This window comes from Bradyrhizobium sp. ISRA442 (assembly GCF_038085055.1).
Classification (GTDB): Bacteria; Pseudomonadota; Alphaproteobacteria; order Rhizobiales; family Xanthobacteraceae; genus Bradyrhizobium.
This window is the reverse complement of record NZ_JALGCN010000014.1, coordinates 72,243-84,678: the sequence shown is the minus strand read 5'-3', so window position 1 is coordinate 84,678 and position 12,436 is coordinate 72,243. Positions and strand designations below refer to the sequence as shown.

General features: G+C 60.4%; 7 protein-coding genes. 1 reads left to right on the top strand and 6 read right to left on the bottom strand.

From position 1 onward, the window contains the following. Window positions 1-195: 195 nt before the first annotated feature. Window positions 196-3,249 carry an AAA family ATPase gene (locus MTR72_RS26430; RefSeq protein ID WP_280971135.1) on the top strand — a complete coding sequence of 1,018 codons (3,054 nt, stop codon included), beginning with the start codon at window positions 196-198 and terminating at the stop codon, window positions 3,247-3,249. Window positions 3,250-3,357: 108 nt separating this feature from the next. Here MTR72_RS26430 and MTR72_RS26425 read toward each other — a convergent pair whose 3' ends face one another. The 6 genes from MTR72_RS26425 to MTR72_RS26400 form a co-directional block, all read right to left on the bottom strand. Then, window positions 3,358-4,290, bottom strand: coding sequence for a polyprenyl synthetase family protein (locus MTR72_RS26425; protein WP_341511554.1), 933 nt, complete (start codon window positions 4,288-4,290; stop codon window positions 3,358-3,360). A gap of 61 nt (window positions 4,291-4,351) precedes the next feature. Further along, on the bottom strand, window positions 4,352-6,391 hold the full coding sequence (locus tag MTR72_RS26420; RefSeq protein WP_341511553.1) for an FAD-dependent oxidoreductase: 2,040 nt from the start codon (window positions 6,389-6,391) through the stop codon (window positions 4,352-4,354). A gap of 26 nt (window positions 6,392-6,417) precedes the next feature. Beyond that, entirely contained in the window at window positions 6,418-7,875 is a 1,458-nt protein-coding gene (locus MTR72_RS26415) for an NAD(P)/FAD-dependent oxidoreductase (RefSeq protein ID WP_280971413.1), read from the bottom strand. A 1,230-nt stretch (window positions 7,876-9,105) separates the two neighbouring features. After that, window positions 9,106-10,053 (bottom strand): MBL fold metallo-hydrolase, encoded by a 948-nt coding sequence (locus tag MTR72_RS26410; protein ID WP_280966845.1) that lies wholly within the window; start codon window positions 10,051-10,053, stop codon window positions 9,106-9,108. A gap of 284 nt (window positions 10,054-10,337) precedes the next feature. Next, window positions 10,338-11,084, bottom strand: coding sequence for an SDR family NAD(P)-dependent oxidoreductase (locus MTR72_RS26405; protein WP_280966846.1), 747 nt, complete (start codon window positions 11,082-11,084; stop codon window positions 10,338-10,340). A gap of 100 nt (window positions 11,085-11,184) precedes the next feature. Next, window positions 11,185-12,390, bottom strand: a complete 1,206-nt coding sequence (locus MTR72_RS26400; protein WP_280966847.1) for an NAD(P)/FAD-dependent oxidoreductase — start codon at window positions 12,388-12,390, stop codon at window positions 11,185-11,187. Window positions 12,391-12,436 lie beyond the last annotated feature (46 nt).

Genomic DNA, 12,436 nt, shown 5'->3' with positions numbered 1-12,436 from the left:
CGCTGGGCTCGAACCAACATAAGTTGCGAGCGTGGCATGCGTTGTACAAAGTGCGGTGCGGCCAGTCAGCAAGCCAAGCGGTTTTGCGCCGATTGCGGTGCCCCTTTATCAATTCCCGCTTTGTCCGGATTGGGCCCGCACAGCATCGCCGGGTTCTCAACCGAACGCGTTCAGCGCGAGAGGCGCCATTTGACCGTGCTCTTTGGAGATCTGGTCAACTCGACCCGCCTTGCGTCCGAACGCGATCCCGAAGAGTGGCGCGACATCGTAACCGAGTGTCTTGAGGCAGCCGGGAGCGCTATCACGGGTTTGGGGGGCTATGTTGCCCGATACATGGGAGATGGCGTGCTTGCCTATTTCGGATGGCCAACTGCGAGCGAAGATGATGCAGAACGTGCGGTCCGTGCCGGCCTTGCGATCATCGAGACGCTCGAGCCGCTAAACAGGCAGCTTGCAGGAAAGATAAGCTCCGAACTCGCGGTGCGCGTTGGAATCCACAGTGGGTGGGTGGTCATTGACCAGTTGGGCACCAACAAGGTCGAAGTCTTCGGCGATACCCCCAACATCGCGGCGCGCGTTCAGGCCAAGTGCGCTCCCAACTCAGTCTTGATGACGAGTGCCGTGCACGATCTTGTATCGAGCCAGTTCATCGTGGAGGACTATGGCACCTCCGCACTGGCAGGCATTGCGCGTCCAGTCCACCTTTACCGGGCAGTCGCTCCGAGCGGCGTCGGTCGAAGCTGGCGGCAGGATGGTGTTCGCGGGGCAACCTTGTTTGTCAACCGCAAGCGCGAGTTCGATGCGCTGTCGTCGAGTTGGCTCTCTGCGCAGAAGGGCGCAGGACAGTACGTTCTTCTGAGCGGCGAGCCGGGGATTGGAAAGTCGCGTTTGGTCGGAGAATTCCGCGCCGGTATCAGAGATGCGCATATTTGGATGGACTGTGCCGGTGAGCGCTTCGCCGAGAGTACCCCATTCCATTCGGTTACCGGACTGCTGGCGCAAGCTTTGGACCGTACGAAAGACGAAAGGGCCGAAGGCCAGATGCGCCAGCTTGAGCGCGCGATCAGCTTCAATGGGCTCGATCCCACGGCGATGATGCCTCTCATTGCAGACATGCTGAATCTTCCGCCGGCGCAAGATCATCAGCCGGAACAGGTCCCGCCGGAAGAAGCAAGGGGACGACTATTGGCGGGCTTGGCCGAGTGGGTGCTGCAACTGGCGAAGCGCCAGCCGCTGATCCTTGCCATCGAAGATCTTCATTGGGTTGATCCCTCCAGCATCGAGCTGATTGGGATGTTGATCGAGCGGAGTGCCGACGTTCCACTGATGGTGCTGGCCACGGCGAGGAAAGGGTACAACCCGCCCTGGCAATTGCGCAAGACGGACAAGTCGATCGTCCTGGGAAGATTGAGCGACGACGAGATCGGCGAGATGATCGCTGGATCCTCGGATATCGATTTGACCGAGGATGTCATGGCTCGGGTCGTCAAACGCTCCGATGGCGTTCCAATTTTTGCGGAAGAATTGCTGTCATTCCTGTTGGAGGGCGATCAAGATCCGGCACCACACGATATTCCCGCGACTCTGCTTGATTCGCTAACCGCACGCTTGGATCGGCTTGGACCGGCGCGGAGGGTGGCGCAGGTCGCGGCCGTGATTGGACGCGAATTTGACTACCCGCTGCTTCGAGCGGTCATGCCGGGTTCGGACCACTTCGTACAGTCAGGACTCGATGCACTCGTTCGGGCGGATTTGATCTACATGCAAGGCAAACCTCCTAGAGCGACCTACCAATTCAGGCATGCATTGATTCGCGACGCGGCCTACGAAGGGTTACTCAAGAGCGAGCGGCGCGATCTGCATGCAGGCGTCGCGCGGACGATCGGTGAACAATTTCCCGCCTTGGCCGCGGCGCACCCGGCGCTACTTGCCCGGCATTGGTCAGAAGCGGCGGAAGCCGAGCCGGCAATTGCCGCTTGGAAAAATGCAGGACAGGCGGCTCTCGCGCGATGCGCGTTCAAGGAAGCGGAAGAGGGCTTCCGTCAGGCAAGTGCGCTGCTGGAGCGGCTGCCGCCATCCGAAGAGCGCGACAGGACTGAACTGGACCTCTGCAGCTCGCTTGTGCGCGTGCTGCAGGTGACCAAAGGTTATTCCGCCCCGGAGACTATGCAGCTTGGCGCGCACGCTCGGGCACTCGCGGAACGTCTCGGCGACGTCGCGCAACTCGTACGTCAGGGCGCGCGAACCTGGGCCTCGATATTCTTCACGGGCGACTACGCGACCGCCGCCTCGCTTGCGAAGGAGATCCTCGATATCGCCTTGACTGAAGGCCCGAACTCCAGCCACTTGTTTTTCGCCCACTATGCGCAGGTACAGGCGCGGTTCTACGCCGGAGACATTTCCGGAGTAGAGGAGTACTTCGCCAAGCTCTCTCCGATGCTTGATACCAAGTCGATTTCCGCCGCATCCTATCTCATCATCCCGATAGGCGTGGCGAGCCGCGCCGCCTGGCAGGCTGGTCGTCTTGATCTCGCGCGCGAGCGGATGTCCCGTGCGATGGATCTCGCCAAGAAAAGCGGTGATCCCTATGCAATGGCGATGGCGCTGCATTTCAAAGGCAATCTCCATTGGTGTCTCAGGGCCCCGCGACAGGTGGAGATTGTTGCCGAACGGCTTTTTGCCCTTTCACAGCAGCACGGGCTCAATTACGCCTCGGATCTGGCGCGTGTACTGCTCGGTTGGTCCAAATCGCAGCTTGGACGCGGCCTTGAAGGCGTGGAACTGATCAACCAGGCCCTGGCTGGCTTCGCCAGCTCAGGAGCGAAAGTCGCCATTACCTACTTCCTCACGCTGCTCTCGGAGGCGCACGCGCGAGCTGGCGATGTTGGAGCGGCGGTGCAAACCGTGGAGGACGCTCTGGTCGCGAACCCTCAGGAATTGATATGGCGAGCGCACACCTTGACTTGGCGCGGCGAGCTCAGGCTTGAACTAGGGCAGCCCGCGATGGCTGAGGCGGATTTTCGCAATGCTATAGAGCTGGCGCGATCGCTCGGGCACAAGGCCTGGGAGCTTCGTGCTGCCACGAGCCTGGCGCGGTTACTGTCGCGCGGCGGCGATCATGTCGCCGCACTGGAAATTCTAACGCCTATTTATTCCTGCCTCCGTCGAAGTTTCCAAACCGCCGACCTGCGGGAAGCCAAATCGCTCATGGCGGAGATTTCACGTCTTGCGCCCGTGGCTTCAGGCTAAAAGCTTGATGAGATCAGGCTCGGTCTGCCGTCCGGGGTTTACCTCTCCCTACGGCAGAGGTGTTTTGAGCTCTCGGCTCGCATCGATTCAACCAAAGCCCATCAGGCCTTAACGGCGCGACAGCTCTCGAGTATGGTCGACAAGCGCGTACAAAGTTGCCGGGTTGGCGCTATGCAGATGTGCCTCCCATTTGGCCTCCGCCGCCAATTGGTCGAGTTGCTCCTCGGCGGCCGGTACGGCGGCCTTGATCGCCCGCGCGATTTGCTCCAGCTCGTCAGCAGATCGCTCTGGCTTGCAGAACAATTCTGCGATCACCTCGTCTTGGATGGCGATCGAGGCGGGAAGCGTAAGAATTCCATCCCTCAGGTCCTCTTCTCCGCCGCCGCCCAGTGACTCCAGCCCTTTGACATCGCCCACGTCGTCGCATCCGTGGTAAAGGACGCCGAGCAGCCCGCCAAATTTGCGAAGCCGATCGTCTCTGGTGGCGACGCATGCGCATGTCTCAAACATTGAGCCTGTATCTTCGCCGGCGATAACCAGCCAATCCTTGACCCCGAGCGGTTGTCGTCGGAGATTCCACTGCAGGCATTCGGCAGCCCCCAGACGCTTGATCAAGTCGGAAATCAGACGGATATCGATTCGGTCTCCCGCCGTCATCCGAAAGCCGTCGGCTACGATATAGCCGGAAGCCATAAGGGCCTGCAGGAGCCCGAACTGGCAATGCAGGGTCGGCCTGCCTCGGCGCGCTTCTGATCCGTCGACGATGTCGTCGATGATGAGCGTCATATTATGCATCATTTCGACCACGGCCGCGGAATAGATCAAACGGTTCGGAATCGGCTCGTCCGTGATGGCTCGATAAACGCTGAAGATAGTGAGAGGCCTGAAATATTTCGAGCTGGTTATGAATTGCCATTCCAGCAGCGGCTTGATCTGGCCGTCGGCGCCGCGAATCCAGGTGTCAAGAATTTCCCGAAGCTGCTGCATCTCCTCCCTGAAGCCAAGCTGAGCTATTATGTTTTCTGTCGTTGCCTTCGACATCGCGACATCTTCCCCCTTCGGTCGCCCGCGCTTCAACGATGCTGATCAAGCACCTCTTTGTTCAAGGCTTCACGCGATGCCTTCGAGCATAGTCAAAATTTGGCCGGTAGCGCCCTGAGCCGCGTAGGAGCCCACTGGTTTCCATGCGCGTCGTTCGCGGGCTGACCCTCTCGGCAGGCGCGACACGAGGTTCACTGATCCGAGTCCCCATCGCCCTGAGAACATCCGTCATCAGGGCGAAAGTGCGCTGCGTGTCGGCCGATCCCTCAGGGGCGGCATCGCGGAGGCGATCGCTTGCCGCGAGCAGGCGCCGGGCCACTGCTCCCGAAGCCTGCTGGAGCAGCCAGTTTGAACCGCTAGGCTCGTGACGCGAAAGCAAAGCAACTGCCAGATTCTCGAGGCTCACCACCATATCAGCCAGGTATCTTGGCGGGATCAACGCCAGCATTGAGAGAGGTGTCAGGCTCTCTTCCGGGTCCTTGCTCGCCAAATCACGGACGCCGGCATTCACCGCTGACCAGGCCAAAGCAGCATAGGCAAGAGGAAGCAAAACGAGCTTCGCCGCCGCAAATTGTGCCGAGCTGGGAAGGTCGCAGAGCGCGACAGAGATGTCGGACTTTCCATCCGTTTTTTTCACCAACTCGTGTGCCGCGTGGAGGCCGCTCAAGACTGCCGACTCAACCGTGGCCATATTCACGTCGTTGCGACAGAAATCGCCGGCGAAGAACACGTTCTGCAACTGCTCAGGATAATATGGTTCAACCAGCAATTGCTCGGAATTCATGTCATTGAGAAACAGTGGATGAGTGCGGTTATTTTGGGCAAGTGATTTCGAATAATCGATATTGCTTTTGGGGTCTCCCCATTCGTCACCCGGCTCTACCGAAGGCAGGTACCTTGCCAACTCTTGCAACATCAAATGGCCCCAAAGCTTGTCGTCGCCCGCGGGATAATGGCTCGCGTCAGATGCGGCCAGCACCAGAACCGTCCGTGGTTTCTCGCTCAAATCGGTCCACAGTTGTGAGATGTCGATGAAGGTCAGGTAACCACGAGACGCGGCCAACCCGACGTGCTCGCGAGGGATATCGGGAAGCCTCTCGTTGAAGACCACGGTCACAACGAGAATATTCGCCGTTCTCATGCGTTGGAGCTCGGACAGTTCCGGGATGCGATGAACGATAGTTCGTTCGGGCCTGCCCTTCATCACGAGGTTTGCAAGTTCGGGAGCAGGTACAGCCAACACGATATTCGCGTGCGTCGCCTTCTTGCCGTTCGCCAGGGTGAGCTCTATCTTGTTGTCATCTGCGAGCTCGACCTTGTCGACCGGAGCAGAGATCTCGACTTTACAGACCTTCTCCAGTTTGTCCCGCCAAGGTTTGATCAACTTCTCCTCGAGGCTTCCGCGCAACAGCCAGGCAAACGGCAAGCCGCGGCTGCCAAGCGAGTGTTTGACGAAGTCCTTGTAGGCTGCAGCAGATGTGTCGCTGCTCGAAGTGCACCAAATTTCGTTCAGAATGGTATTATGCAAATCGGCGCAGTCCTCAGTGGCGTAAGGGCGCGAGTACAAAAAGCCGTTCAAGGACTGTTGCTGAAGGATCGACGAACTAAACGGCTGCGAGACCAAGTCAAGAAGAGTGAAGCCGACCAGAAACATGTCGGGAGTGGGTAGTGCTCCTGACGAGAGATTGTCTATAACGTTCTGCGCCGTGGTTGGGTTCTTTAATTCCACGTACTTTGGTGCGCCGTTGTTCGAATCTCGGGAACCGCGAGGATCAAGCAGAAGCTTGACGCTGAATCGCGGCTCGAAAACATCCTCTCGTTTGATCTTCAGGTCGTCCTTTACGATTCGCCAAAAATTCACGTACCAGTCACAGAACAGATGGGTGTAGACGTCGTGGTACATGCCATCCTTTCCGCTCTTTTTGGAGGAGAGTTGGCCTCCCAACATCGCGTCCTGTTCATATAGCGTCACCTCGTAATTGCGCTCCGACAGGCGCAGCGCGCAGGTCAATCCTGCGATGCCGCCGCCTATGATCGCGACTTCCCTTTCGGACTTCGCCGCTTGGTTAGACTTCTTGCGCTGCGATGCACTGGAGACCACGGGCCTTCTCCTCGAAATCCTGATGGTTAGACCAACAATCCTCGAACTCTGGGATTCTCCCGGCTCAACAATGATGGGCCGAGTTTCGCAGCTCTCTTGGTGATATCGGCCACCCAGGCTGCGTGCCAGTCGGGATCGGCGTCGACCGAGCTTTTCCAGGCGCTCTGCCACACGACCAGGTCGTCGAGCATTGCTTGGTTGCCGATCGTCCCCTGGATGACGAGGTTTCGCAGAGCGTTCAGCGCGCCTTCGCTCAGGTAGTGGAGGATACTTGCCCCGATCTCTCGCAAAATGCCGAGAGGATGCACGTTCAAGCCTCCGAAGCCTGCGCCTGCAGTACGGGCAAAGTCTTTGCTGGCCATTGCCCTTTCGCAGCCGCGCATTGCCGACCGCATCCAAAATTCACGGAAGTGCCAATTCCGCATCACCGCGGCGCAGAAGCCGAGGAAGAGCATGCCCGGATCGAAGTAGGATCGAAATTCGCGCTCGAAGGTCGCCAGGAATGAGGCATCAAATTTTCCGAGCTCGAGGGATTTTAGTAAGGTCGAGGAGGCGATCAAAGCCGACTCCATGCCTTGCGTGATGCCTTCGCCGGTCATCGGATCGGCGAACGCACCGGCATCGCCGATCAAGACTCCGCCGTCGAAATAATTCGGACCGACCCCGCCATACATCTTCACAACACCACCGATCGGCTTGCTGACCAATTTGATGCCGGCGCAGCCGGGATGTCGGATCCTGAGTCTCTCGATTGACGCGGCGAAAGCCTTGGGCACGGAATGACCGTGCCGGCTGCAGGTCTCACTGAGCGTGCCGACTCCAATGTTCGCCCTGCCTCCAGCCATGGGGAACAACCAGCCGTAACCGGGCACGATGTCTTCATCGAACCAGACGGTTGCTTCACCATCCTGTACCGAAATTCCTTCGACATAGGCACGCTGGGCTATCGAGATGTGAGCGCGGTCGTTCGATTCGAGGTTGAACGCCCTGGCAACAAGCGATTCCGCGCCATCCGCACCTACGATCAGCCGTGATCTAAGTGTGAGGTCGGTGTCCTTGGCTCGCGCATTGACATGGATCAAACCATCTTCACGTCGGATTCCACCTGCGGCGTAGCCGGCATACACTTTGGCCGACATGGCTCGCGCGCGGTCTAAAAGATGCTGGTCCAGGATATGGCGGGGCACGACAAAGCCGTGGGGCGGTAACCCGTGGTCGGCTTGATAGTACGGGATCGCACCGCGAAAACCGAGCTTTGGGCCGAAGTAAATGCGGGTGGATGTTATCGGCGACAGCGACGCGACGTTCAGTGCCTCGCGAACTCCCATGCTCTCCAGGATTCGCAGTCCTGCGGGTTCGACAAAATCGCCACAGACCTTTTCGCGTGGAAAGATGGCACGCTCGATGACGGCCACACGCACGCCACGCCGAGCTAGCGACCACGCGACTGTGGAGCCCGCCGGACCGCCTCCAATGACGATCACGTCATAAAGGTCAGAATTCGACAAACGAAATCCCCCGATGACATCGAATCAGGATTTCAGAGCAAAGGTGGTGGCGTCAAGCGACGATTGTTAAAATGCAATTCCTTCGGGAGCAGTGCAAAAACGGCTGATCTGGTCGACCAAGTTAACACCGTGGCGACTTGCCCAACACCCGCTTAGGCTAAGGCCCGGCCGAATATGAGGGCGTAAGGCCGCTGAATGCAGCCGCCGCGGATGAGAGCAGGAAGCCGCTCAATCAAAATAGCTGACAGGCAGGACGTCGACAAGGATCGAGCAAAGTTCGCGTTGTCCTCGGGGGCAACGCCCGGGCGCGAGTGCGTTTGCGAAGGCACGCCGCGCATTCAGTCATTCGCCGCCGCCCGCTCTTCGATAAAGCTCAGATGATGAGGTGTAAGAGCTTGATTTTGCTGATCGAGCGCGACGTCCGCTTTCGGAGGCAGGACACGAGGCAGGTGAGGTCGAGATGTTCGCTTCAAGGTCCTTCACGACACATTGCGCCGCCGTGCGAACTCGATCGCTGACAGGCAAAGCGGACGTCGCCCTCGTCGCGACACGTCAATGGGTTTGCGTCCGCGGCCGAGCTCCGATCAATATTCGATGGCGAGACGATTGCGGATTTCGTCCAGGCGCTTGTCGAGCGCATCGATGGCGTGGCCGAAAAATGTGACCATGCTCCACACGACGTCCATTGCATTTCCTCCCGGCACGCCTGATCTTCGGTCGCCGACGATCTCCGCCGTGCCAGCGAGAAACTCAGGATTTGGAGAGTCCGCGACAATTCGCCATAGAAGCCGCCGAAGTCTTGAAACGGTTTCCTATGCCCGACACATCCTCGGCCGAAAAACGCAAGGGCCATTCCCTAAGGAGGTCCAGTCCCCTGAGCAAATCCGGCGGCGATTATCCCAGTTAATTTCCCGGCCAAGGAGCATCGGCTAAAAACGGTCTTTCCTTGTGACGAGGGGGTCACAATGCCACATCGTAAGTACCGCACACTAGAGCGCGACTGCCGTCTCCAAGCTGCCATCACAGGGCACAAGGAAACCAGAGAAGAGCTCGAAAAAATGGCGCGCGAGTACAAGGCCCTTGCTGACGGGCTGGAGGCGCGTCAGCGAGTGGACCAGCAACCGCCTTCCGGAGAGTAAGGCCGCCTGAGTTGGCGGCCTCTTCTGCTAACGTCACCTCGGCCCTTCCCGCCGTTCCGACGCGTGGTCAGTAGTCCCAGAAGACCGGGACCCAACGATAGGCGTCGCCATCGACCGCCACCCGGCCGACGGAGGGGAACGGCAGGTGAGTGGCCACCAGCATCTCGCCGGTCTCAGCCAGCTCCCGCAAAAGACGGACCCGGACGCGCGCCGCCTCCTCGGGGTCGTGCTCGAAACCGTTGTGCCAGTCGGGCTGGTCGAACCCGACGGTAAACACGGCGTCGCCGGCAAATGTCAGCGCGTCACCGCCGGACGCGAGGCGGACCACGCTGTGCCCGGGGGTATGGCCGCCGGTGCGGCGGACGACGACGCCCGGCGCCACCTCGTGCTCCTCATCGAACTGCCGCAGTTGATTGTGGTACTCTTTCACGAACCGCTTGGCGGCCGACCGAAGCGCGTCCGGGAATCCTGGCGGCATGGAAGTGCGGGAGAAATCGGGCGACTCCCAGAATTTGACCTCTGCGGCCGCCACGTGAATCTGCAGGTCCGGGCGCAGCCGGTCCTTCACCCCGTCGACGAGCAGCCCGCCGACGTGGTCCATGTGCATGTGGGTCAGTACCACGTCGGTCACGGACGCAAGATCGATCCCGGCGGCGTCCAGTCGCTTGATCAACTGCCCGGCCCGTGGCAAGTGCAAGTCGGGGTCGCCTCCCAATCCTGCGTCGATGAGGATGGTCCGACCGCCGCTGCGCACCAGAACCGCGTTCAGCGCCCAGTCGAAAGCGTCCTGCGGCAGGAACATGTCCTTCAGCCAGGCCGCCCGCACCGCCGGGTCGGCGTTGTGTCCCAACATCTTGGTGGGCAGCGGCAGCACCCCGTCGCTGACCACCAGCACGTCGATCTCGCCGACCTTCAGCGCGTAGCGCGACGGAACCAATTCGTCAGGCTTCGATCTAACTGCAGTATCTAGGCTCACGTTTGTCTCCTGCTGAGTGTTGCGGATCGTCTGGTTCATCTTTGAAAACTCCTGCGTTTGATCTGGACGTTCGATTCTGGACGGGTCGCGCTTCTCGCGTGCGAAGCGCGATCAACATTGGTGTTCAGAGATCGGTGACACGATCGGCGTGTCACCGTGATGGTCTATCGAACTTGACTTGCGACTGCCCCAGAGCGGTTGCGGTCCCTATAGGGCGATTGCTGCCAAGGATGCGCCTGCGCCAATCGCCCAGGCTTTCGCGGGACAAAGGCTCACTCGGGCAACAATGGTCGGCGTCGCAATGCGGCCGTACGGTCCTGCAATTAAGACAGTCCCAAGCCACCATCGATAGCGACCACCTGCCCCGTCATCCATTCCGAAGCTGGGCTGGCAAGCCGCACGATCCATTCTGCGACGTCGTCCGGAACGCCGCGCCGCCCGAGCGGGATGCGCGCGCGCTCCTGCTCCTTGATCGCCGCAGCCTGTTCCAAGGACAGCCCCATCATGCCGGTCAGAGCGCCTGATTCCGTTGGCCCCGCCGCGACGGCGTTCACCCGTATGCCAATTGGCGCAAGCTCCAGCGCCCAACAGTGGGTCAGGTGCTCCAAAGCCGCCTTACTGGCTGCATAGTGGGACAGTCCAGCCGCCGGCTTGTGACCGAAGGTGCTTGAGACATTGATGATCGTGCCCCGTGTTGCCTTCAGGTGAGGAAGAGCAGCGGCGGCGAGCAGACTTGGGCCGACCACATTCACGGAGAAAATGTCCATGATCCGATCGGCTGTCGCATCGGCCAGCGGGAGGATTGCCCCTGCGCCCGCGTTGTTGACCAAGGCGTCCACCTTGCCCCAGGTATCGACCGCCTTGGCGATTGTGCGCCTGGCATCTTCGGCCGAGGCGACATCTGCAACGAGACCGGCGATGTTCGCATGCTCGGCAATCGTTTCCTCGACGGGGCCGGGACGGCGGCCGGTCACGAGCACCTTGTCGCCTTGTCCGGCAAACCGTAGTGCCGCCGCCCGCCCGATGCCAGAGCTGCCACCCGTCACGATGACGACCTTTTCACTTTTCATCTTCGATCTCCTTCTTTGGTCTACTGGGCAGTCCAGCCGCCATCGAGCCAGGCTGCCGTGCGCTCGCGCGTGAGTTCGCGGCCGATGTCGTGTGAGACGCCTAGAGGTCAGTCACGCGCTCCGGATCGGCCGAGGCCAGCGCGGCGGCACGCTCGGCGCGCGGCGGATAGATCCAGACGGTGTTGATCTCCTGCTTGGTCTTCTTGGCGACGTCGCCGACCATCTCCACCTTGCGATCCCAGCCGCGGGTGAACAGCGCGCCTGCTTCGCCGAGATCGAGACAGGTGACGTAGGCCTTCTGGTGGTAGGGCTTGGTCGGAACACCCAGGAGCTCGGCGGCGGCATTGTTTCCGGCAAAGGCACCCATCCGCGTGGCGTGCTGGCATGACATCAGCGCGTAATTGCCGACCTCGTCGCATGCTGCCCTGGCGGCATCGCCGGTGGCGAAGACGCCAGGCACCGACAACACGCGTAGGTCGCGGTCGACCAGCAGCCGGCCGAAATTGTCGCGCTCGGCTGGGATCTGCGCGGTCAACGGAGCCGCGCGCATGCCGGCGGCCCAGATCACGGTCGCGCATTCGATGCGTTCGCCGTTCGAAAGCGTGACGCCGGACTTGTCCAGTTCGGCGACGCCAGCGCCAAGCCGGATCTCCACACCAAGCTTGCGCATTGCCTGTTCAATGATCGGACGCGGACCCTCGCCCATGTCGGGAGCGATCACACTGTTCCGATCGACGACGATGACGCGCGTCTTGGCCTCCTTGCCGAGGATCGCGCGAAGCCGCGCCGGCATCTCGGTGGCCGTCTCGATGCCGGTGAAGCCGCCGCCGGCCACAACGACCGTGTCGCGCCCGTTCCTTGCCGGTCGATCGGCCAGACTGTGCAGATGCCGGTCGAGGGCGATCGCGTCATCGAGCTGGTCAACGCTGAAGCCATGCTCGGCGAGACCAGGGATATTCGGACGGAAAAGCCGGCTACCGGTCGCCACAACCACTCGATCGTAGGAAAGACTCTTCTTGGTGCCCTTGGCCGTGACGATCTCCACCGTGCGGGATTTGGTGTTGATCGTCTCAGCGCTGCCTTGCACGTAGACAACATCGATGGCTCTAAGAACATCTTGGAGAGGTGCCGTCAGGGTCTCCGGCTTCGCTTCGTAGAGCCGTGGGCGGACCACCAGAGTCGGCTCTGGCGCGACCATCGCGATCTCGAGCTCTTCGGGTGAAGCGCCTCTGATGTCGCGCAGGCGGGCAGCGGAAAGGGCGGCGTACATACCGGCGAAGCCGGCGCCGATGATGACGAGTCGCATATGATCTACTCCTGTGGTTGGGATGCTCGAACGCAAAAAGGCCGCC